Raw genomic sequence first — 22236 nt, 5'->3', positions numbered from 1 at the left:
CTTACTTAAACACAGATAATACCGCTTACTTATTTCTCCTTTAGTGAATATCTACTTCATTATCAGAATAGGTTTTACTTGTAAAATCAGGTAAACTGACGCCCGTCTAAAACTGTACTGTCTAAAGTAGAGCGTTTGAGGTACTAGAGTGTTATTTATAAGTTATATAAATTTGTAGGTTTTAAGACATTAACCAGTCTTTATCAGGCTAAAGCAAAGAGCAAAAGGGGTAATACATGGCAATTAACGCAGTATTATTGGCAGTAGTCATTATGCTTGGTCTGTCACTCGCGCGCGTGCATGTGGTGCTAAGTTTATTAATCGGAGCACTGGCAGGCGGACTCATCGCAGGTCTTGGCATTACCGATACTTTAGAGGCCTTTCAAGAAGGCATCCGTAATGGCGCACAAATCGCTCTATCCTATGCGCTACTGGGTGCTTTTGCGGTAGCGATAGCTCATTCTGGTTTGCCGCAGTCACTAGCAGGGACAGTTATCAAACGCATTGACGCGGCGGGCACTGGTGGCATGATTAAGTATATGCTGTTTGCAGGCTTAATCGTCATGAGCTGCTTTAGTCAAAACTTAATTCCTATACACATCGCCTTTATTCCGTTGCTCGTGCCGCCGTTATTACTCGCTTTTAACCGCATGCAAATTGATCGACGCCTGATTGCTTGTTTGCTGACCTTTGGTTTGGTCACCACCTATATGTTTATCCCCTATGGTTTTGGTGATATTTACCTTAATCAAATCATGCTAAAAAACGTCGGTGAAGCAGGTATTGATATCGCTAACATTTCTGTGATTCAAGCAATGGCGATACCCGCGTTAGGTATGTTCATCGGTTTGTTGACAGCAGTCTTTATCAGCTACCGTAAGCCGCGTCAGTATCAACAGGTCGCTATCGATAAAGAAGCTCGCGATACCGCTATCCAAAGTGAAGGGTTAAAAGATGATGAGCTCAGTAAGACAACCGCTGGTGCCAAGGCGCAAAGTAAGTTAAAGACGCTGGTCGCCCTGGTTGCTATTGTGACTGCTTTTGTGGTGCAATTGTATACGGACTCGCTGTTGCTCGGTTCAATGTTTGGCTTTGGGGTCTTTATGGCGACAGGCGTGGTCAAGTGGCGTGATGCCGATACGGTGTTTAATGATGGTATCAAACTGATGGCGATGATTGGCTTTATTATGATTACCGCGCAGGGTTTTGCCGAAGTCATGAAAGCAACAGGAGAGATTGCGCCGCTCATTGATGGCGCGACTAACCTTTTTGCTGGCAACAAAGCCATTGCCGCTTTGGTCATGCTGGGGATAGGCTTGGTGGTCACGATGGGTATCGGCTCGTCATTTTCGACTATTCCGATTATTGCCGCGATTTATGTACCGCTGTGTATCTCTCTAGGGTTTTCGCCTTTGGCAACGGTTGCGATTATCGGTACGGCCGGCGCGCTTGGCGATGCGGGTTCGCCTGCGTCAGATTCGACATTGGGGCCAACGTCTGGTCTAAACATCGATGGGCAGCATGACCATATCAAAGACAGTGTGGTACCGACCTTTTTGCATTACAACATTCCGTTGTTGGTCTTTGGTTGGATTGCAGCGATGGTATTGTAGGCGAATTTTTTTCACATTATGTACATAGTTTAGATACTTCAAAAAGAATGTAAGGCTGCTTGGTTGAATGTCTCACAGCCTCAGGTAAATTGTGCTATGTATAGAAAACCATATACAAAAAATAGACTAAAACGGAATTTCTAATCATCATGTACTTACGTCAAAGCAAGACTAAAATTTTTAGCACACTGCTCGCTATTTTTTGTCTTACACTATCATTACCTAGCAGTGCAGCAGACTCATTGATTGATGCTATCAAAAATGCTGAAAATGAATTAGATGCTCGTATCGGTCTAGCTGTGCACGATTTAGAGACCGAACAACGCTGGGAGTATAAAGCTGATGAACGTTTTCCTTTGAGTAGTACCTTTAAAACTCTCGCTTGTGCTAATGTCCTTCATAACGTTGATATGGGCCAAGAAAAAATAGATAGAATCGTAAGGTTCTCTAAAAGCAATCTGGTTACGTACTCTCCTGTCACAGAAAATCAGGTAGGCAAGAAAGGTATGTCTCTTGAAGCGTTGTGTCAGGCAACGCTGTCAACCAGTGACAATTCAGCGGCTAATTTTATTTTGCAAGCCATCGGCGGACCTCAGTCTCTCACTCAGTTTTTGCGTTCCATTGGTGATGATAAAACGCGACTTGATCGCTGGGAAACCGAACTGAATGAAGCAAAACCTAAGGATAAAAGAGATACCACCACACCAATAGCAATGATCGCGACACTTGAAAAGTTAGTGCTTGGAAAGGCATTGTCTACAGAGTCTCGGCAAAAATTGCAATCTTGGCTAAAAGCTAATGAGGTAGGTGATGCGCTTTTTCGTAAAGGGGTTCCAAGTGATTGGATCATAGCAGACAGAACAGGTGCTGGCGGCTATGGATCACGTGCGATTACGGCGGTCATGTGGCCTCCAGGTCGCAAACCTATTGTCGCGGCTTTATACATTACAGAGACCGATGCCTCGTTTGAAGAAAGGGATGCTTTGATTGCGAAAATCGGGACAGAAATAGCAAAAACAGTGTTAGTAGAGCGTCCTCTTAAATAATCTATTAATAATAAAAGGTGAGTATAGATAGCAATCATGCTCACCTTTTAGCATTTTCATTCATTGTTTAAACGGCACATTTTTTAATACTCATCATCAAAATCCTTAATTTCACTATTTAAGCCTCGCAAAAACTCATCACTTTGCGCTAGTAACTCATTCAAACGCGCCTCATTAATGACCCTTGCCAACTCATCACCGCTAAACACCTGTTCTTGACTGTAGTACAGTATTTCCCTAGCGTCATCACTCCCTAATTCTTTTAAGTACGTATCAACCGTATCAGCGCTAGATGTTTTTTCCCCAACGCTATCATTAGCTTTTGCATTATTACTAAACCACCTTATACCGCTTGGCGTTATCAAGCCATCTAACGGCACATCCCAAGGTTGTCGCTCGAGCTGTTCTACTACTTGAAAATCATAGCACCAGCCGATTTTTAAAGGTCTTTTTGAGCCTGAGCGGTAGCTGTTGCCAAGGGTGGTATCGTAAAAGCCGCCGCCCATGCCCATACGATTACCACTTTTATCAACTGCCACTAACGGACAGATAATGATGTCTAATTCGCGCTCCCAAAGTAGCCTGCGATGATGGTTTTGTTTCATACCTAAGCTGTGAATCCTTGTCGGCACGTTTACCAGTTTAGAATGATAAATCGGTACAAAGCGCAGGTGTTTATCAATATTGCCTGTAGCATCACGACCAAACGAACCAACGACTGGCAAATAAGGTAGATAGCCTAAGCGCTCGCACCAAGAGAGTAGTGGCTGAGTCGGCAACTCTCCAAAGCCACTATAATATAAGCCAATACGCGCACGCGGAGGCAAGCGCTGTTGCAACTTGACTAAGTGCAAGCTTGCCAAGCGCGCGTATTGTCTGCGCTCGCCATCTGTTAACTGACGACGTTGGCGGGTAAACTGCCGTCTCGGTGGATTGCTAGGTTTAGACTGTTTCGATTCAATATTTTTGGATTCAGGATGCATAGATATACTATCCAATAATGTATTAAATTGATGGTGACGGGTACTTTTAGACAGCCGCAATGGCTATTTGTGAATATTCAACACGCCCTAGTCATGCTATCATAATGCCACTTTACAGCGTATTTTCCTTTATGTGCAGCGTGTGTTGCACTTTTTTCGAAGCAGCTATACAACAAACCATCAAAGAGGGTAGTTATGTCGACACAGAATCAGGCAACTCGTACCGAAAAAGATACCATGGGCAACGTGGAAGTGCCAAGTGAGGCTTATTGGGGCGCGCAAACTCAGCGTAGCCGTGAGAACTTCAAAATCGGTGGCGAGACCTTGCCGCGTCCGATGATTGAAGCGATGGCTTTAGTCAAAAAAGCCGCTGCGATTACCAATGCAGGTCTTGAGCGTATCGAAGGTGATAAGCGCGACCTAATCGTGCAAGCCGCTGACGAGATTATCAACGGTGGTCTTACCGATCAGTTCCCATTGGTGGTATGGCAGACGGGTTCTGGTACGCAGTCAAACATGAACATGAACGAAGTACTCGCCAACCGTGCCAATGAAATCGCTGGTTCTGAGCGTGGCAGCTACGCACCGATTCACCCAAATGATCATGTCAACCATGCACAGTCTACCAACGACAGCTTCCCAACGGCGATTCGTGTGGCGGCTGCTCGTCAAATCAACAGCTTGCTTATCCCAGCGGTAAAAGCACTACGCGACACGTTAGATGCCAAAGCCAAAGAGTTTGATAGCATCGTCAAAATTGGTCGTACGCATTTACAAGACGCCACACCTTTGACCCTAGGTCAAGAGTTTAGCGGCTATGTCAGCCAACTTGACCATGCATTAACGCGTATCGACAATGCGCTACAGGGTCTATATGAATTGCCACTAGGCGGTACAGCGGTTGGTACCGGTCTGAATGCCCATCCTGATTATGCAGTAAAAGCTGCTGAGCAATTATCAACCTTGACTGGCCTACCGTTCGTCACTTCACCAAATAAATTTGAAGCGCTAGCGGCTCGTGATGCCGAAGTATTTGCTTCAGGCGCACTCAAAACCCTAGCAGGTAGCTTGAACAAAATCGCTAACGATGTACGTTGGTTGGCATCAGGTCCGCGCTGTGGTCTAGGCGAATTAACCATTCCTGAGAACGAGCCAGGTTCCTCTATCATGCCGGGTAAAGTCAACCCAACACAGTCAGAAGCGATGACGATGGTTGTTGCTCAAGTGATGGGTAACGACACCACTATCAGTATGGCTGGCGCGTCAGGTAACTTTGAGCTCAACGTTTATAAGCCTGTTATCGCTTTTAACTTGTTGCAATCTATCCAACTATTGGGTGATGCGTGCAACAGCTTTAACGATAATTGCGCCGTTGGCATCGAACCAGTCAAAGAGAAAATCGATGACTTTTTGCACAACTCATTGATGCTGGTTACCGCATTGAACCGTCATGTTGGTTATGAAAATGCGGCAAAAATCGCGAAGACAGCTTATAAAGAAAACAAAACTTTGAAGCAAGTGGCGGTTGAACTCGATTTAATGACCGAAGCACAGTTTGATGAGTGGGTCACGCCAGAAGATATGGTACATCCTTCTTAATGTAAAGTTTATCTGGATAAATAAAAAGACAATAACCTAAATCGGAGTAAATAATGATTACCCATGTACCTGATGTAACTTTTAAAACTCGTGTTCGTGATGAATCTATCGGAGGAGACAATCCCTTCACATGGTATGACCTAACCACAGATGAGTTATTTGCCAATAAAAAAGTGGTTGTGTTCTCACTACCAGGTGCCTTTACGCCAACGTGTTCGACCAGCCATCTACCTCGTTATGAAGCGCTTTATGATGAGTTTAAGGCGTTAGGTGTAGATGAAATAGTTTGCATTTCTGTCAATGATGCTTTCGTCATGTACCAATGGGGTCTCAAGCAAAACCGCGAAAACGTATTCTTGCTGCCTGATGGTAATGGTGAGTTCACTCGTAAAATGGGTATGCTTGTTGATAAGAGTAATCTTGGCTTTGGTATGCGCTCATGGCGTTATTCGATGCTCGTCGACAATAAAGCCATTAAAAAAGTGTTTAAGGAACCTGATTTTGGCGATAACTGCCCAATCGACCCCTTTGAAGTATCAGATGCAGACACTATGTTAGAGTATTTGAAAAGTAATGCTTAGTTTCTGTTGAACATTCAGTTAGTAGGTTGAGTTAGCAATAGCGTAACCCACCGAGTGTACTTGAACAAAAGAAAGTATTTGAATAAAAAAAGACCTTGCCATCCTCTATAAATGGGTGTGCAAGGTCCTTTTTTGTCTATCAATTGAAGCACATACATCGCTTGAAACAATGTCTTACCCTCAGACAACAAGCCAACTAATATTCATAACAACCCCAACAAAAATTTTGGTTAGAATGGTTGCATAGATAAGAACTGGCGTATGACAGTTTTTGAATAACAACAAAGACGATAAGAGCAAACTAATTAGAAAAACCAAAAATGGTTAGCCGATAAAGCCTCTGTTTATACCTTGCTTATCTATAACAACTATAATTAATCGATTGAGGTAATATTATGAAAGTATTAACTGCTGCATTATCATCTGCTGGTATTTTGATGGCTGCGCTTGGTTCTGGTTCAGCGATGGCATACTCAGACAATGTGATGGAGCCAAGCGAAAGCTATGATACGGCTATCAAGCACAGACAAGTCAACTACACTTGTCAAAACAATAAGAAAGTCAGCGTGACTTATGGTTTTAATGAGCAGTATCTACCAACGTTTGCAGAAGCCAATCTGAATGGTAAAAAAAGATTTTTACCGATTAACTTAGGTCGTTCTGACAATGTCGGTACCGTGTTTGGTGACGAAGAAAACTTTAGTATCATGACAGGGCCTTTGCGTTTAAATAATTATCATAAGTCCTCGGCCAATATCCAAAATGCTAAGAGCGAGATACTCTATAAAGGCTGTGATGTCGCCTCTATCGTTAAGCTTAAAGGCTAGTTGCGGCAGCTTGATACATTTACGACAAAAGCTAAATTACAAAGTCTCGTTTTTATAAAAAAAGGCACATGAATCATCATGTGCCTTTTGAATTTAACTAGCTTTCTTATTAAAGCTTATCTGGCTTTATTTAATTTCAAGCTTTTTGCGCTCTGAGCTGGTCTCTTTTGGTAGTACCAGTTCTAATATGCCGTTTTCATAAGAGGCTTCTGCTGCATCAACCTTTACTTTGGATGGCAATTGGAAGCTACGCGATACTGAGCCAAAGTAGCGCTCGCTGCGTAGTATCTTGTCGCCGTCTTTTTGCTCGTCGTGCTGCGCAATCTCAGCGCTGATAGAAACGATATCTCCGGTAATAGACAGGTCGATATCTTCTTTGGCAACGCCAGGTATCTCAGCGTTTACATGGAACGCATCATCTTTTTCACTAACATCAATCTTGATTTGGCTAGCATTAGGGAGCGCTTCACCATGCAGCGGACGCATCACAAAGCTAGGTGCCATCTCATCAAAGAAGTTGTCAAAGATTGAATTGCGTGTAACAAGTTTACTCATAACAGTCTCCTTATCATTGATTGTTTACTGTGTATCTAACCTACATATATAAAGGTAGGCTATATAATTTCAAGGGTTAATTTTAAGATGTTATGGTCTAATATATTAATGAGGAATTTTGTCTTTATCTATTCTTCTAGAATAGATATTTAACGAATTACCAGTAACGATAAGTAAGATGCCCATCAATAAGGCAACGCTAAAACTCTCAGAATATAACAGCACGCCAACGATAGAGATAAGCGGTAATCTAAACAAATCCATAGTCACGACGAATGTCACCTCTGCATATTGCATGGCTTTGGTCATACAATAATGTGCCGATAGCGCCGTGACACCTATAATTATAAGCCATAGCCACTGAATACCTACTGGCGTCGTCCACCCGTCTATAAATAAAAGCAACCCCAAAGGCGCTTGTATAAAACACATCATAAAAATAATCGTGATTGGGCTATCCGTATTAGATAACGATTTTGTGGCCACATGAGAAAAGGCATAACAGATGGCTGCACCCAACACGATTAGTGACGCATAGTGAGCAACATCTAGGCTAGGTTGAACGATGACTATTATCCCAAGAATGCCTAATAGTACGGCAATAACTTTTTTTACCGTGATAGATTCTTTTAAGAAGAAATACGAGATGATTATCGTCCAAAAAGGGACAGTGAATTCAATAGCAAAAACGGTGGCTAGGGGCAGTAGTCCTATGCCTAAGAACCAACCGTATTGTCCCGCGAAATGAAATAGATTCCTTACTAGGTGTAGTTTGATACGTGTGGGAAATGAGAAACGCGCCTTCTTCAACAGCAGTACGATTGGCAATAGTACCAATAGGCCGATGATACTTCGGAAGAATAAAATCTGAAAAACACCAATTTCATTATTCAGCTCACGAGCACCAATGGCCATCAAACAAAATGAGGTGAGTGCGCCAATCATCCAAAGGGTAGAGCGGATCATAATGGTGCAATCCTGTATATAAAATCAAATCTGGAGTTTATCTTATAGTTAATTTACTCTAAGAATGTTACGGCAAGGTTGATATAAATTTTCGCAGCCTCTGTCTGCGTAGTCACAGCAAGCAAGTAAATTTCTATCAACCTCGCATTCAGATAAAGTACATGACACTTTTATTTTGTACGAACTATACAGGCTAGTGTCTCATATCAAAGAATTAACACAATAAAAAAGCCAAGCAAAATGCTCGGCTTTTTCTATCACATTTCTAAAACTCTAAAACTTATAAAGCAAACCGAGCGTCGTACGAGACTCAGTGCGCGAGTCAACCATTGGGCTGTCGTATTGCTCATCCGATAGATAGCTTAAGCTCTGATTGGCAAAGCCTGCCCAGCGCTCATTAAAGTCATAGTTGGCACTGATATTGATGTAGGGATTAAAGCTTGAATCAGGTGAGTATGAGTCAACCCCAGTACGTGCTGATTCTTCATCGCTGACACCATAATAATATTCATTGTAGTCTTCGTTATTCCACTCAATACCGATACTTGGATAGACCGTCAGCTTGTCTTTGCTATATTTGGCAAGGTAAGTTAAGCGGCCAAATGTACCATCACTACGATCTAAGACGTCAGTGGCGATTTGCCCACGCAAGCCACCGATAGGTGTACGGCGTAAATAAGTGAGACCCGCAGCGGCTGAAGCTTTACGTTTATCGAGACCTTGAAGCGCACCATTGGCGTCATCAGGATCAAACTCCATACCTGCCAGCTGCGCATAAGCTGATAGCTGGTTGGTCCCATCATTGATGATATACGCACCAGCTTGAGCACCGCGTGCATAAATCTTATTGTTATCATAAAAAACGCCTGGCAATACACGTACTTCGGTATTGTCGTCTAAGTCATAAGCTGAGTTTACCGCCATGACATTGACCCCAACGCTTAGTTCAGCGTCTTGGTCGGCAGGTAGATTCTTAAAAGGAGCCGCACTGGTCAAGCTAGCCACACTAAGTAATGCAGTCGCTGTTAAAGTACTAAACAGAACTTGCTTAGTGTTATTAGAAAGTGCTGCAATTTTGAACATAATGGAATCTCGTTAGTGAGTGAAAATGATCGGATAGAAAAAAGCGAGTAGGGCAAACTATATTAATCTGCTGCTTTTGTGAGCTATCTAGCAATAATAAATAAGTATGACAGTTTACTCAATGGTTTTTAGTACTTGTAATATTTGCTGATGAATATCTTGCCACCACCAGATAAAACCTGCGCTAATAAGTAGCATTATAAGCCATGGAAGTAGCTGCCATATCAGCGCAGGTTTAGTAGGAGTCTCTAGCGAGATAGAGTAGCTGCCAGATGGTTCATGGTTGATAGTAGTATTTATAGGATCAGCGGTAGCAGGATAGACAGTATTTGTATCCTGAGTATCGCCATACTCAGGCACGTCATAAGTATGAGAGTAGGTCATCGGTGCCATTGATGAAGTCATACGTTGACGATGAGCAAGCGCAAATCCAAAGGCGATAAGCAGTCCAGTAATAGCCCCACCAATATGACCGGCGTTATCAATACCCGGTACCGCAAAACCATACACAAGATTAATACCCATAATAAATACTAGGCTTCTTAAATTGAGAACCATACCGTTAACAGATATTTTAAATAGCGCGGCTATCAAGAGTGCAGCGCCGATACCCATGATACCACCAGAGGCCCCAGCTGATAGACCCGGTTGTCCTGTACCATCCAAAATACCTTGCCACGTCACGTAATTGTTTAGCAAATTACCACCGATGGCCGACAGCAAAAATAACGCCAAAAATCTGGCTGAGCCAAACATCGGCTCTGCAACTTGACCAAAAAAGTACATAGCAAATCCATTAAACAGTAAATGCATGAGGCCAATGTGCAAAAACGCACTACTTACCAGCCGCCACGGATCATCAACCATGGTTAATGGCAACGCATTGGCACCCCAGTTTAGCAGCGCTTGCGTCGAGGGATTATTGGCATCAACACCCGTCAACACTTGCACGATAAACAGTCCAATGAAACTGACTAATAATAAGGTGCTAACGGGCGCGGTCTTTAACAATTGCTGTATGGTCATAAAACGAAGTATCAATTAAAAATGATGAATAAAATGGTGAGTATACGAAGCTAAGCGCTACCAGCGTAACGGTGAGATATAAGGCTGAGATGATTTGAGCTGCTCATAAGTGCCTTTGACTAAAATATCGTCAGCCACCTGATTAATATTAGTATGACCGCAGAATGCCATGCTGATATCACATTCTTTATAGATGATCTCAAGGGCGCGGCGCACTCCATCTTCACCATAAGCACCAAGGCCATACAAGAATGCGCGCCCAATCATGGTGCCTGTTGCACCCAGTGATATAGCTTTTAATACATCTTGGCCCGAACGAATACCGCTATCAAGCCACACCTCGATATTACTGTTTTCGGCACGAACCGCTTGGACGATATCGCTTAAGGCAGCGATGGAAGAGGGCGCACCGTCTAATTGACGGCCACCATGGTTTGAGACCACCAATGCATCCGCGCCGCTACGAGCCGCCATGATAGCGTCTTCAGGATCCATAATACCTTTGATAATCAGCTTGCCGCCCCACATGTCTTTAATTCGCGCCACATCATCCCAGCTTAAGCGTGGATCAAACTGCTCTTCTGTCCAAGCGGTTAGAGACGACAGATCGTCCACACCTTTAGCATGACCGACGATATTGCCAAAAGTATGACGTTTGGTGCCCAGCATATTCATACACCATTGCGGTTTGGTCATGAGATTGACGATATTGGCGAAAGTAGGTCTGGGCGGCGCAGATAAGCCGTTTTTGATGTCTTTATGGCGCTGACCAAGTACTTGCAAGTCAGCCGTTAAGATAAGGGCAGAACAGTTGGCAGCTTTGGCGCGGCGGATAAGGTTGGCCATAAAGTCCTGATCGCGCATGACATAGAGCTGAAACCAAAACGGCGCGCTGGTATTTTCAGCGACGTCTTCGATAGAGCAAATACTCATGGTTGATAGTGAGAACGGCACACCAAACTTTTCAGCTGCGCGCGCTGCATGGATCTCGCCATCCGCCCACATCATGCCAGTAAACCCAGTTGGGGCAATGGCTACTGGCATCGACGCCGGCGTACCTATCATATTGGTTGCAAGCGAGCGTCCTTCCATATTGACCAGCACTCGTTGGCGCAGCTTAATACGGTCAAAGTCGCTCTCATTATTGCGATAAGTGGTCTGCGTCCATGAGCCTGAATCGACATAATCATAAAACATACGCGGTACTTTACGCTCAGCGACTCGGCGCAAGTCTTCGACTTCTGTTACTTTTTTTAAATCTTTCATAGGTCTCTCATCCATAAGATCTGATGATAAAGTTACAGTTATTAGTGTTGTTAATTGGAATAAATCATTTATAGGTAAGTAACTGCTGCAAATCCATGACTGAAAATGGATAGTCTAATCGTTTTGATGATGTCAAAATTACTGGAATGCTGGTGGCAAACTCCATCATCAAGTCCTCAGGAAAATCTGCAATATCAACATACTGATACTCAATAGGTTGTACCGCCTGAAAACGCTTTATCAATTGCTCAGCGACATCACATAGATGACAGCCAGAAGTACCCAGTAACCACCAGTTATCAGAGTTTTTAGCGCAGTCAAGACTTGGGTCCGCATTAATAACGCGTGCACGCAATACCTGTATAGGGCGATCGTTATGCATAATTACTCTCTTAATTACTCGCTTAGCTTTATACTTGTCACAAACGACTTATTCTAAACGTGATCATCAACCATAATATGTTTTAGCAATCAACACATAATAAAGAAAAAGGGTAAGTAATGACAGCGATTGTGAGATTAGGTAAGATAGCTTGCTACTAATCAATAGCTGACAACTTTTATTATTTCTCATTATTTGGATATTTTGCGCATGGCAAGTTTTGGCAAGTTTATTAAACGATTATTACTGGCGCTGATGTTGTTGGTGGTAGCGTTCCATGTACTGGTGGCAGGTTTACTATTGATTTGGAAAACGCAGCCAGTCAATAACAGTATGTTTATGCTAACCCATCGACTCACAGGCGGCGCAGTGACGCAAACTTGGGTAGAGTATGATGACATTGCCAAATCTGCCAAACAAGCGGCGATTGTCAGTGAAGATTCGACATTTAGTCAGCACAATGGTTTTGATCTCAAAGGTATAGAGGCGGCACGCAAAAAAAATGAAGAGACAGGTAAGATGTCCGCTGGTGGCTCAACGATCAGTCAACAACTGGCAAAGAACTTGTTTTTGACCTCGCATCGCTCCTATATTCGTAAAGGCGAAGAGGCAGTCGTGACTGTTATGATAGAGAGCTTATGGGATAAGCAGCGTATTTTGACCGCGTACCTAAACGTGGCAGAGTTTGGTAACGGTATTTATGGTATCGAGGCCGCAGCGCAGCACTATTTTGATAAATCCGCTGCCAATCTGAATCGCGATGAGTCAGCATTACTCATCAGTATGTTGACCAATCCCAAATACTATGAAGACAATCAAGGCGATAGACGTCTACGTAACAAGCAGCGGATTATCAAAAAACGTATGAAAAATGCGGTCTTGCCGCAAGCAGCATAGCTTGATAAAAGCAAAGTCTGATTATCAATGATGAAGCTTGCTGACAATGACAAAGCCTGCTCACATAAAGGTTTAGCCACCATAAATAACTATAAAGGACTGCGATATGAGCACTGCCAACCATGCATCAAACGTGACTATAGAACGCGACAATATCGATAAGCCTGATCAAACACAAGCTCACAGTCTCACTCAGATAGCTTGGCAACGCTCAGAAGACGGCAGCTACTCACCCAGTAGTTATATCAATCGCGACTTGTCTTTATTACAGTTTCATCTACGGGTGTTAGCACAAGCGGCAAGCCCGCGACATCCATTACTTGAGCGCTTATTTTTCTTGATTATTTTTTCATCAAATATTGATGAGTTTTTTGAGATTCGTGTTGCCGGTATCATGCAAAAGCTCAATATCGGAGATGTCTCAACGAGCGCTCATGGCATGCGCCCAAGTGAAGTTCTCAATGAGATATCAGCCATTGCACACGAGGCTATCAATGAGCAGTATCGTATTCTTAATGAAGACATCCTACCAGCCCTTGCCAAAGAAGATATCCGCTATTTAAAACGTGATGAATTAAATGCAGAGCAATCGGCTTGGATGAAGCGTTATTTTACGGAGCAAGTATCGCCAGTACTAACGCCCATTAGCATCGATCCTGCCCACCCGTTTCCGCGACTGGTTAATAAGAGCCTAAACTTTATCGCAACATTAGAAGGCAAAGATGCTTTTGGTCGTGATATCAATCTGGCTATTGTACCTGCGCCGCGTAGTCTGCCGCGTGTCATTCGCCTGCCTGATGAGCTGACTGGCGGCAAAGAGCATCATGTCATGCTCTCAGCTATTATTCATGAGCATATTGGTGAGCTATTCCCTGGGATGAATGTGACAGGCTGTCATCAGTTTCGACTGACGCGCAATGCAGATTTGGACTTGGCAGATGATGTCGAAGATATCGCCAAAGCGCTTGAGGGTGAGCTTGAAAACCGCCGTTTTGGCGACAAAGTGCGGCTTGAAGTCACCACCGATTGCCCAACGCCCATCAGTGACTATTTGCTCAATGAATTTGAGTTACATGACAATCAATTGTATCGCGTCAATGGTCCAGTAAACCTAACGCGTCTGCTCTTTGATTTTAATATTCCAGCGCTGCGTTATCAGCCGTTTACCCATGTCGTGCCAAAGGCTTTTCGTAGGGAGGCCGACAAACTTGAAAAGGCGACGAGTATGTTCGCTGCCATGCGTAAAAGTGATGTCCTAGTGCATCATCCTTTTCATGCGTTCTCGCCTGTGGTAAATCTATTGTGGCAAGCTGCCAGCGATCCAAAAGTCTTAGCGATTAAACAGACTTTGTATCGTTCAGGCACCAATTCAGAAATTGTACAAGCGCTCGCAGCTGCTGCTCGTAACGGTAAAGAAGTGACCGCCATTATCGAGTTGCGGGCACGTTTTGATGAGGCATCTAACATTGCGGTTGCAAATTATTTGCAAGAAGCAGGGGCGGTCGTAGTCTACGGTATCGTCGGTTACAAAACTCATGCCAAGCTGATGCTCATCATACGCCGTGAAGAGGACAAAATCCGTCGTTATGTGCATCTAGGGACGGGTAACTACCATGCCGCTAATGCCAAGGTCTATACGGACTACGGTTTGTTTACCGCTGACGCTGATATCTCAGAAGATGTGCACAAGATATTTCAGGAGCTGACGGGGATGGGCAAACCTGCCAATCTCAAAAAGCTGTTACATGCCCCTTTTACTTTGCATGAAAAGTTGATGAGCTTTATTGATGATGAAATCACTCATGCCAAAGCAGGCAAGCGTGCGCATATCATTGTCAAAGCCAATGCTCTGACCGAACGTCGTTTGATAGGAAAATTATACGACGCCTCGCAAGCAGGGGTTAAGATTGAGCTGATCTTACGGTCTATGTGTTGTCTGCGTCCGCAAGTACAAGGGCTGTCTGAAAATATTACGGTGCGCTCAGTCATCGGACGCTTTTTAGAGCATACCCGCATCTACTATTTTTATAATGCGGGTGATGAGCGGATGTATTGTGGCAGTGCAGACTGGATGGATCGCAACTTATTCCACCGGGTCGAAGTTGCGTTCCCTATTGAAGACAAAAAAATATTTGCTCAAATTTATCAAGATGGTTTACAAAGCTATCTACAAGACAACGTACAAGCATGGACGCTTGACGGCAAGGGACGCTGGAAGCAAGTTCAGCCAGCAACAGACGAGCCACAGCACATTGCTCAAGAGCATTTATTAAAAACCATCAATCACGTTGGTGAAAAAACCTAACAATCCCTACCACATCAGATCATCTGGGATCACATAGGCTGCATAAGGGTCATCATCATTCTGCTCAGTGTCTGACTTGTCGTTGGACACGACGATAAACCCTTCCAATTTGGCATCTATACGATCTGCTAACGGGCGGGGAAGTAGCGCATATCCCTCTTCTAGTCGTGCAATGACCACATGACCAGCCACTATTTGGTCATACAGTTTTTGAGTGACATGGATCTTTTTTATTTTGGACTGATCAACGAATTGATAGCTAACGTCATTTTCCGTACCCGTGACCGTCTCTTTGATTTGATGCTGTTTAATCATTTGAATGATATTAGCATGCAACGTTTTTTGTTCTAAAATCTGCTGTTTTTCTTGATTAAGCTTCTGATCTTTTTCTATCTTTTTTGCTTGAGCTTCTGCCAATGCTTTTTTAGTCTCAATATTTGATGCGTCACCAGTACGTTTGGCATGTTGAGACTGTTTGCTCAATTTTTTAGCTTTTTTACTATCAACCAAGCCAGCTTTTAGAAGTTGAGCTTGTAGGGCATTTTTGGCCATAATTTGATTACCTAGACAATAAACGATGAGTCACTTTTTTAAAGATACGTGGTTTTTAAAAATATATGGTAGCAAATTTTGCTAGGACGTGTCGTGAGTTCTGCTAAATTGCATGAGAGGTAAATGGACGGTCACTATCAATCGTTCGCTGACAAAGGTTACAAACTGTCTTTTAATATCACATTTATTCACACATTGATACGGCAGTACACTAGTGCTATCAATTACTTGGCACATATAATTGTTATAGATTTAAATAATAAAGACAATTTTATAAACCGATGACAGATAATAAAGAAAGGTAGGAACTTACTATGAGTGATACAAATAACGACGTTTCAGATATTAAGCAAGCTGCAGAACAGGTAGATAGCCAACAGATTGATAACAACTTAAAAAATACCTCTCACTCGAATACTGCCGAAGAGCTGAGTGAAGAAGAACGGACTCCTTTTATCGAAGATGAGCTACGCACTGACAAATAATCTACGTTTTAAAGGCATAATCATATAAGTGCTATAACCTTGGTAGCTTAAGGATATTCTTAAATTGTAAATATAAGGGACATTTCATGCCAAACAATACTGATCCAAACAACGAAAAAGCGGTGCCGATGAATGATCCTGCGACTGCACGTTCTGAGAATCCCAAAGACAGTTATGAAGGGCGTAAGTATGAGCCAAATATAGATGGGCCAGAGCAAGCGTCTCAGGAAACAGATGAAGTATATGTCGATCCTCGTAAAGAGGAAGACTTACCTCCAGGAGGCAAGAACGTTGGTGACCTAAACGCTTACGATTTAAGTCAAAAGAATAATCCGTAAATCACTATTAGATTTACAATTATCGTTTGACCGATTTAATGTATTTATAATAAAGATATAAGGAAAAACTCATGGAAACGAAAGATCCTGCACTGACAAAGACACTCATGACAGATGATGATTCAGCTAATACTGATTTACGTAATAACGATGTAGAGCGTAATGATTTAGACAGCGATAATATGAACAATCAGCCATTGTCAGAAGAATCAGCCAAGGCTAACGAAAAAGAATTTCATGACAGTCGTGATGAAATTGAGGCCACTACCTCAGTCAATAAAGGGACTGATACCTTTGGTGAAGAGGTGGTTCACTCAGAGCATGTAAATGATGGTGACAATCCAGCACGCCAGCCTGATCGACGTGATCAAGAAGGTAGTACAGCATTTGATGAAAACGTTAATGAAGAAACAGTTGGTAGTACAGCGCCTAAAAGCGAAGAGGTCACTGATGAAAACCGCTATGCGAGTATCGCCAATGCACAATCTCGTACTTTAAATCCAGATGAAAAGAATTCAATTCGATAAAAACTGTCAATGAGTGCAGTGATAACTGGCAATACTCGTTGTATAGCCAATTCGCTATAAAAACGATACACCAGTTGCGCATTACGTTACAACGTATCGATTTTATTTGGTATCGATTATATTTACAAGTGCTACATATAGTGGTCTGGATATAACTTAGATGTTCATAATAAAAAGGAAGACTAATGAGTACTCCCAAAGATAATGATGTTAATAAAGACTACGAGTTAAAAGATGCAGACGACAATAAAGGTATCGTACCTGATGATGCGCTGCAAAAAGCGAATCCAGCTGCTGCTGAGCGAAAGAGTGAGGATCATGATCCGCACCATATTGCAAAAGATGCCAAGCAATACGATAGTCCACTCATGGAAGATGACAAATAGCGTCTTTTTTACAAGCTATAAAGGTAAAGCAAATAAATAATAGACCAAAGTAAAAAGGTACTATCGCCAATCAAGTGATAACTTTGATCAGCAATAGTACCTTTTTGCTATATCTATAGGACTATATCTATAGGACTATATCTATAGGACTATATTTTATAGGCCGTTATTGTATCGGTACACCGCTATGAAAGCGTAGCTCAGTGTCTGGGCTAGATATTAACTCTGCTTCTACGTCTCTAAATAATGCCACACGCTCATCGATATTGTCATCACATAATGACTGTGCGAGGGCCAGATAGTCCTCGAAGTGACGGCTTTCTGATTTGAGTAAATAACGATAGTATTTGGCCAAGCGTTCATCGTTAATGACCTCAGCAAGAGCAGCAAAACGCTCACAAGAGCGCGCTTCTATAAATGCGCCAATGATTAACACATCTACCATAGCAGCTGGCTCATAGGTACGTTTATGCTTTAACAGACCTTTAGCATAACGGCCAGCACTAAGATATATCCAGTCTTGACCACGCTCATTCATAATACCCAGTACTTGCTCGTAGTGCAGCATCTCCTCACGTATCAGCTGTGCCAATTTACGCTGTAAATCATAAGAAAACTCGTAGCGAAACAACAAGTTCATGGCAGTCCCTGCTGCTTTTTTTTCGCAGTTGGCATGGTCTTGAATGATAAGTGGTAAGTTTGTGATGGCAGCGTCTACCCAACTTTGTGTGGTTCGACTACCCAAGAATTCGTAAATAGGGGACAGATCTACCTTTATAGGTGTTCGTAATTGGGCAATAACAATACTATCGTCGTTTTGATTGTCAGGGTCCTGCAAAATATCATTGTCTATATTATTTGGTAGATCACTCATGAGGTTCTCGATTACTGGCTATTAACATCTCAATTTTATTTTGAACTGACTGTAGTTAGCGCTATTATAGCTAGCACTAAGCATGCATAAAAAATCAGCGATTCAACCTGCTGGCGCGCATAGTATAACAGTAGGCTGTCCTTACATGAACCACTAACCCCAAATGCAAATAGTAAGGCTGCTAAGCCTAATAATGCTAAGATTTTATTTTGTAATTATTGCTTACAGTTTATACTTACCCTTGAGTCATCTTCTTGAGTAGTATCAGCTATAGCGTCTAAGGCTTATGTCCTCTACAGTATCATTCTTATACAACTCAAATATTTATTTGGTGAATGTCTCGTTATTGTTTATTTCACTATTTGATAGTAGGATAATATTTTATCTTAGAGACACTTTACTCTAACATTGACTGTCAGCACTACTATATAGGTAGCGCTACCTTAACTGTTATTAGTTGGGCATGACCAAGCTATATTGTTTATAGCAAGCTCTATAATACTTACTTAGCACAGTATTCATATCTGAATCAGATATTAGGTGCTAAACATCTCTCAAGCGTAACCGCTATTATAATAAATTATCATTGAATTCTATCATCCACAGATAAGGACACCACTATGAACCAGACTTCTCACTCTAATCGTATCCAAAAAGGTATTCTCGCAATCGACCAGGAGATGTACGACTTTATTGAAAATGAAGTACTACCTAAAGTTGGCGTTGATTCGGATAGTTATTGGTCAGGTTTTGAGAAGGTCGTCAAAGAGTTTACTCCGCGCAACAAAGAGCTGCTGGCTATCCGCGAAAAAATGCAAAACCAGATCGATCAATGGCACCTACAACATCCTACCAAAGATGGCGAAATTGACTATCCTACTTATAAAGCTTTCTTAAAAGATATCGGTTATCTATTACCAGAAGGCGAAGACTTTAAAGTAAGCACCCAAAACGTCGATGACGAGATTGCTCATATTGCAGGGCCACAGCTGGTTGTACCTGTACGTAATGCTCGTTATGCACTAAATGCTACTAACGCACGTTGGGGGAGTCTCTATGATGCGTTGTACGGCACTGATGTGATTAGTGACGACAATGGCCAAGAAGCCACAGGTGGTTACAATCCTACTCGCGGCGCTGCAGTCGTCGCTTATGCCAAAGACTTCTTAGATGATAATTTTGCATTGGCATCCGGTTCTTATAGTGATGTCACAGGATTCAAAATAGTCGATGGCAACCTTCAAGTTGCGATGGGTGAGAGCAGTACGCAATTGCAAGATCCAGCAAAATTCGTCGGTTACGTTGGTGAGGCTGACAGTCCATCAGGTGTTTTGTTAAAGAATAACAATCTACACGTAGAGATTCAGATCGATGGCAGTCATCCAGTAGGCAAAGACGATCCTGCACATATTAAAGACGTATTGCTAGAGTCTGCCATTACCGCTATTCAAGACTGCGAAGACTCCATCGCTGCTGTCGATGCAGAAGAAAAAGTCGAGGTGTATCGTAATTGGTTTGGTCTTATGAATGGCGACTTACAAGAAACCTTTGAAAAAGGCGGTAAGACTCGTACGCGCAAACAAAACCCAGACCGTGAATATACCACGCCAGAGGGCGGTAAGCTGATCCTACCAGGTCGCTCACTGCTGCTTATTCGTAATGTCGGTCATTTAATGCAAAACCCTGCCATTTTAGTCGACTTAGGCGAGGGGTCTGAAGAGATATTTGAAGGGTTAATGGATGGTTTAATCACGCCGTTATTGTCTTTAAATGACATCAAGGGCAGAAATCAGCTGTCAAACTCGCGCACAGGCTCAATGTATATCGTCAAGCCAAAAATGCATGGTCCTGATGAAGTCAAAATGGCCAATGACCTGTTTAACGCCTCAGAAGACTTGTTAGGCTTAGAGCGCAATACTATTAAAATCGGTATTATGGATGAAGAGCGCCGTATGACGGTCAACTTAAAAGAAGCGATTCGTCAAGCCAAAGAGCGCGTTATCTTTATCAATACAGGCTTCTTGGATCGTACGGGTGACGAGATGCATACCAGCATGAATGCAGGAGCATTCGTCCCTAAAGGCGAGATGAAGTCACAAGCGTGGCAGCCAGCCTATGAGCAATGGAACGTCGATATCGGGCTAGAGACGGGTCTGCAAGGTCATGCTCAGATTGGTAAAGGCATGTGGGCAAAGCCTGATGAAATGAAAGAGATGATGGATACCAAGGCGGCGCATCCAAAAGCGGGTGCTAATACTGCATGGGTGCCATCACCAACTGGCGCAACCTTACACAGCATGCATTATCATCAAGTAAACGTCGCTGATGTGCAAGACAGTCTAAAGTCACGCCAGCGTGCAAGCTTAGATGATATCTTGACCATTCCATTGGCCAAAGATACCAACTGGACAGAAGAAGAGAAGCAACAAGAGCTTGAGAACAACGCTCAGGGTATCTTAGGGTATGTCGTACGCTGGGTAAACCAAGGCGTTGGCTGCTCTAAAGTGCCAGATATCAATGATGTGGGTCTAATGGAAGATCGTGCTACTTTACGCATCTCAAGTCAACACATCACCAACTGGTTACATCACGATATCGTCAGTGAAGAGCAAGTGATGAATGCGATGAAACACATGGCAAAAGTTGTGGATGAGCAAAATGCAGATGACCCAAATTATCAGCCAATGGCTCCTAACTTTGAAGATTCTTACGCATTTAAAGCGGCATGTGATCTTGTATTTAAAGGACGCGAGCAGCCAAGTGGCTATACTGAGCCATTATTGCATCAAGCTCGTTTGGACCTAAAAGCCAACGTATAACCTCATTAAATAGCAAAAAGTAGCAAAATTGGTCATTATTTACTCTATAACGGAACATTCTTTATCAAAATACTCACTATTTTTATAAAAATTAAAAATATTTTTTAGGGTGTTTTGAAAGGTTTTTGAAGGTTATTAAGCTGTCAATAAGTAGCTTTGCTAATCATGGTTATAAGCACGACCACTAGTCTTTTCAAAGGCTGGTGGTTTTTTTATGAATATTCATTTCTGATTACTAAATAATTCTCGAATTTTGTGCTATAAATATTTGAGCAACATTCTGTGATTAAGCCGTAAAAAAGATGTTGCAAATTATGTCAGAGTTGTTATGCTTATAGGCGAAGTATGAGTTTGGTAACGGATGTTACACACTAGAGCGTTAAAGACCTAAGTTTACATAGTGGTTACGCGGTTAGTATCAGTTATGTAAGTCATGGTTTTTTTCATCTTACGGTAATAGAACTTCGCCACACTTGTTTCTGACTAATCTCGGTAGCCAGTTACACATTATATCTTTGAGGATTTGTGACGATACCTTTTTGAGCATTGGCTAATAACAGCTCGCTCATTACTAAAATTGTAAAGTGGAGATACACCCATGAAAAAACTACTTTTAGCTTCAGCAGTTGCTGCTCTATCTGTATCTGCAGCTAATGCCGCACCAACTCTATATGGTAAAGCTTTTTTAGCCGCTGACTACGAAAATACTGATTTTGATGCGGATGCAGTCACAATCCCAGGCGAATTTCCTGCTTATAACTACGATGAAAATACGTTAGAGATCAACTCTCATGCTTCACGTATTGGCCTTAAAGGTTCTGAAGCCATGACTGCGAATACTGATGTGATCTATCGGTTAGAGTATGGCACAAGTATCGATGGTGATAATGCTACCTTCACTAACCGTGATACCTATCTTGGTGTGGTAAACAAGCAATTTGGTGAGTTCCGTGTTGGTAAAAACCAATCTAGCCTAGCGCGTATTGACAACGTTGTAGTGAACCAAGGTTACTGGGATAACCTAGGTCAAACCCAAAATGAAAGTGACCTTGTTGAAGCGTTAAACATGGCTGATAGTGGTCGTATTAATAGCTCAGTTATCTGGACTGCACCAAAGTATGAAGGT

Annotated in this window: 22 protein-coding genes; 13 read left to right on the top strand and 9 right to left on the bottom strand. The window is 42.5% G+C overall.

Translation table 11 applies throughout. The features are described 5' to 3' along the window. The first annotated feature begins 236 nt into the window (after nucleotides 1-236). Both ACS8FB_RS06780 and bla read left to right on the top strand, forming a co-directional pair. Nucleotides 237-1613, top strand: a complete 1377-nt coding sequence (locus ACS8FB_RS06780) for a Na+/H+ antiporter family protein (protein WP_439261667.1) — start codon at nucleotides 237-239, stop codon at nucleotides 1611-1613. 149 nt (nucleotides 1614-1762) lie between these two features. Beyond that, on the top strand, nucleotides 1763-2659 hold the full coding sequence (gene bla / locus ACS8FB_RS06775; RefSeq protein WP_439261666.1) for a class A beta-lactamase: 897 nt from the start codon (nucleotides 1763-1765) through the stop codon (nucleotides 2657-2659). A gap of 83 nt (nucleotides 2660-2742) precedes the next feature. On the opposite strand, the gene ACS8FB_RS06770 is transcribed toward bla, so the two are convergent. After that, on the bottom strand, nucleotides 2743-3642 hold the full coding sequence (locus tag ACS8FB_RS06770; RefSeq protein WP_439261665.1) for a 5-formyltetrahydrofolate cyclo-ligase: 900 nt from the start codon (nucleotides 3640-3642) through the stop codon (nucleotides 2743-2745). Between the two features lie 195 nt (nucleotides 3643-3837). On the opposite strand from ACS8FB_RS06770, the gene fumC reads away from it, so the two are divergent. The 3 genes from fumC to ACS8FB_RS06755 all read left to right on the top strand — a co-directional run bounded on the left by fumC (nucleotide 3838) and on the right by ACS8FB_RS06755 (nucleotide 6649). Then, a complete protein-coding gene (gene fumC / locus ACS8FB_RS06765) occupies nucleotides 3838-5241 on the top strand; it encodes a class II fumarate hydratase (RefSeq protein ID WP_439261664.1) in 1404 nt (467 codons plus the stop codon). Nucleotides 5242-5294: 53 nt separating this feature from the next. Next, a complete protein-coding gene (locus tag ACS8FB_RS06760) occupies nucleotides 5295-5822 on the top strand; it encodes a peroxiredoxin (RefSeq protein ID WP_058369241.1) in 528 nt (175 codons plus the stop codon). Nucleotides 5823-6217: 395 nt separating this feature from the next. Then, on the top strand, nucleotides 6218-6649 hold the full coding sequence (locus tag ACS8FB_RS06755; protein ID WP_439261663.1) for an ACP-like domain-containing protein: 432 nt from the start codon (nucleotides 6218-6220) through the stop codon (nucleotides 6647-6649). Nucleotides 6650-6775: 126 nt separating this feature from the next. Here ACS8FB_RS06755 and ACS8FB_RS06750 read toward each other — a convergent pair whose 3' ends face one another. The 6 genes from ACS8FB_RS06750 to ACS8FB_RS06725 all read right to left on the bottom strand — a co-directional run bounded on the left by ACS8FB_RS06750 (nucleotide 6776) and on the right by ACS8FB_RS06725 (nucleotide 11927). Continuing rightward, nucleotides 6776-7204: an Hsp20/alpha crystallin family protein gene (locus ACS8FB_RS06750; protein ID WP_439261662.1), complete on the bottom strand. Its 429-nt coding sequence runs from the start codon at nucleotides 7202-7204 to the stop codon at nucleotides 6776-6778. Between the two features lie 105 nt (nucleotides 7205-7309). Then, nucleotides 7310-8170: a DMT family transporter gene (locus tag ACS8FB_RS06745; protein WP_439261661.1), complete on the bottom strand. Its 861-nt coding sequence runs from the start codon at nucleotides 8168-8170 to the stop codon at nucleotides 7310-7312. A 273-nt stretch (nucleotides 8171-8443) separates the two neighbouring features. After that, the gene (locus ACS8FB_RS06740; RefSeq protein ID WP_439261660.1) at nucleotides 8444-9253 is read right to left on the bottom strand and encodes a MipA/OmpV family protein; all 810 of its coding nucleotides are present in this window, start codon (nucleotides 9251-9253) and stop codon (nucleotides 8444-8446) included. 114 nt (nucleotides 9254-9367) lie between these two features. After that, nucleotides 9368-10279 (bottom strand): rhomboid family intramembrane serine protease, encoded by a 912-nt coding sequence (locus ACS8FB_RS06735; protein WP_439261659.1) that lies wholly within the window; start codon nucleotides 10277-10279, stop codon nucleotides 9368-9370. 57 nt (nucleotides 10280-10336) lie between these two features. After that, nucleotides 10337-11545 (bottom strand): alpha-hydroxy acid oxidase, encoded by a 1209-nt coding sequence (locus ACS8FB_RS06730; RefSeq protein ID WP_439261658.1) that lies wholly within the window; start codon nucleotides 11543-11545, stop codon nucleotides 10337-10339. A gap of 64 nt (nucleotides 11546-11609) precedes the next feature. Next, a complete protein-coding gene (locus ACS8FB_RS06725; protein ID WP_439261657.1) occupies nucleotides 11610-11927 on the bottom strand; it encodes a glutaredoxin family protein in 318 nt (105 codons plus the stop codon). A gap of 210 nt (nucleotides 11928-12137) precedes the next feature. On the opposite strand from ACS8FB_RS06725, the gene mtgA reads away from it, so the two are divergent. Together mtgA and ppk1 are read left to right on the top strand one after the other, a co-directional pair. Next, entirely contained in the window at nucleotides 12138-12824 is a 687-nt protein-coding gene (gene mtgA / locus ACS8FB_RS06720; protein WP_439261656.1) for a monofunctional biosynthetic peptidoglycan transglycosylase, read from the top strand. Nucleotides 12825-12930: 106 nt separating this feature from the next. Then, nucleotides 12931-15129, top strand: coding sequence for a polyphosphate kinase 1 (gene ppk1, locus ACS8FB_RS06715; protein ID WP_439261655.1), 2199 nt, complete (start codon nucleotides 12931-12933; stop codon nucleotides 15127-15129). Between the two features lie 6 nt (nucleotides 15130-15135). Here the strand turns inward: ppk1 and ACS8FB_RS06710 are convergent, their stop codons facing one another. After that, complete coding sequence (locus ACS8FB_RS06710; RefSeq protein WP_439261654.1) at nucleotides 15136-15681, bottom strand: DUF2058 domain-containing protein; 546 nt, start codon at nucleotides 15679-15681, stop codon at nucleotides 15136-15138. 314 nt (nucleotides 15682-15995) lie between these two features. On the opposite strand from ACS8FB_RS06710, the gene ACS8FB_RS06705 reads away from it, so the two are divergent. The 4 genes from ACS8FB_RS06705 (at nucleotide 15996) to ACS8FB_RS06690 (ending at nucleotide 17417) form a co-directional block, all read left to right on the top strand. Further along, a complete protein-coding gene (locus ACS8FB_RS06705; RefSeq protein WP_439261653.1) occupies nucleotides 15996-16166 on the top strand; it encodes a hypothetical protein in 171 nt (56 codons plus the stop codon). A gap of 86 nt (nucleotides 16167-16252) precedes the next feature. Beyond that, nucleotides 16253-16504 (top strand): hypothetical protein, encoded by a 252-nt coding sequence (locus tag ACS8FB_RS06700; protein WP_439261652.1) that lies wholly within the window; start codon nucleotides 16253-16255, stop codon nucleotides 16502-16504. Nucleotides 16505-16575: 71 nt separating this feature from the next. After that, nucleotides 16576-17031, top strand: coding sequence for a hypothetical protein (locus ACS8FB_RS06695; protein WP_439261651.1), 456 nt, complete (start codon nucleotides 16576-16578; stop codon nucleotides 17029-17031). A gap of 185 nt (nucleotides 17032-17216) precedes the next feature. Further along, nucleotides 17217-17417: a hypothetical protein gene (locus tag ACS8FB_RS06690; RefSeq protein WP_439261650.1), complete on the top strand. Its 201-nt coding sequence runs from the start codon at nucleotides 17217-17219 to the stop codon at nucleotides 17415-17417. Nucleotides 17418-17583: 166 nt separating this feature from the next. Here the strand turns inward: ACS8FB_RS06690 and ACS8FB_RS06685 are convergent, their stop codons facing one another. Next, the gene (locus ACS8FB_RS06685) at nucleotides 17584-18291 is read right to left on the bottom strand and encodes a MiaE family protein (RefSeq protein WP_439261649.1); all 708 of its coding nucleotides are present in this window, start codon (nucleotides 18289-18291) and stop codon (nucleotides 17584-17586) included. Between the two features lie 620 nt (nucleotides 18292-18911). Here ACS8FB_RS06685 and ACS8FB_RS06680 point away from each other — a divergent pair. Together ACS8FB_RS06680 and ACS8FB_RS06675 are read left to right on the top strand one after the other, a co-directional pair. After that, nucleotides 18912-21110, top strand: coding sequence for a malate synthase G (locus ACS8FB_RS06680; RefSeq protein WP_439261648.1), 2199 nt, complete (start codon nucleotides 18912-18914; stop codon nucleotides 21108-21110). Nucleotides 21111-21708: 598 nt separating this feature from the next. Beyond that, nucleotides 21709-22236, top strand: a 528-nt coding sequence (locus ACS8FB_RS06675; RefSeq protein ID WP_439261647.1) for a porin, incomplete at its 3' end; no start/stop codon positions are given.

Source organism: Psychrobacter sp. 1U1, from assembly GCF_051847535.1.
Classification (GTDB): Bacteria; Pseudomonadota; Gammaproteobacteria; order Pseudomonadales; family Moraxellaceae; genus Psychrobacter; species Psychrobacter saeujeotis.
The sequence above is the reverse complement of the archived record's forward strand: the minus strand, read 5'-3'. Positions and strand labels throughout refer to the sequence as shown.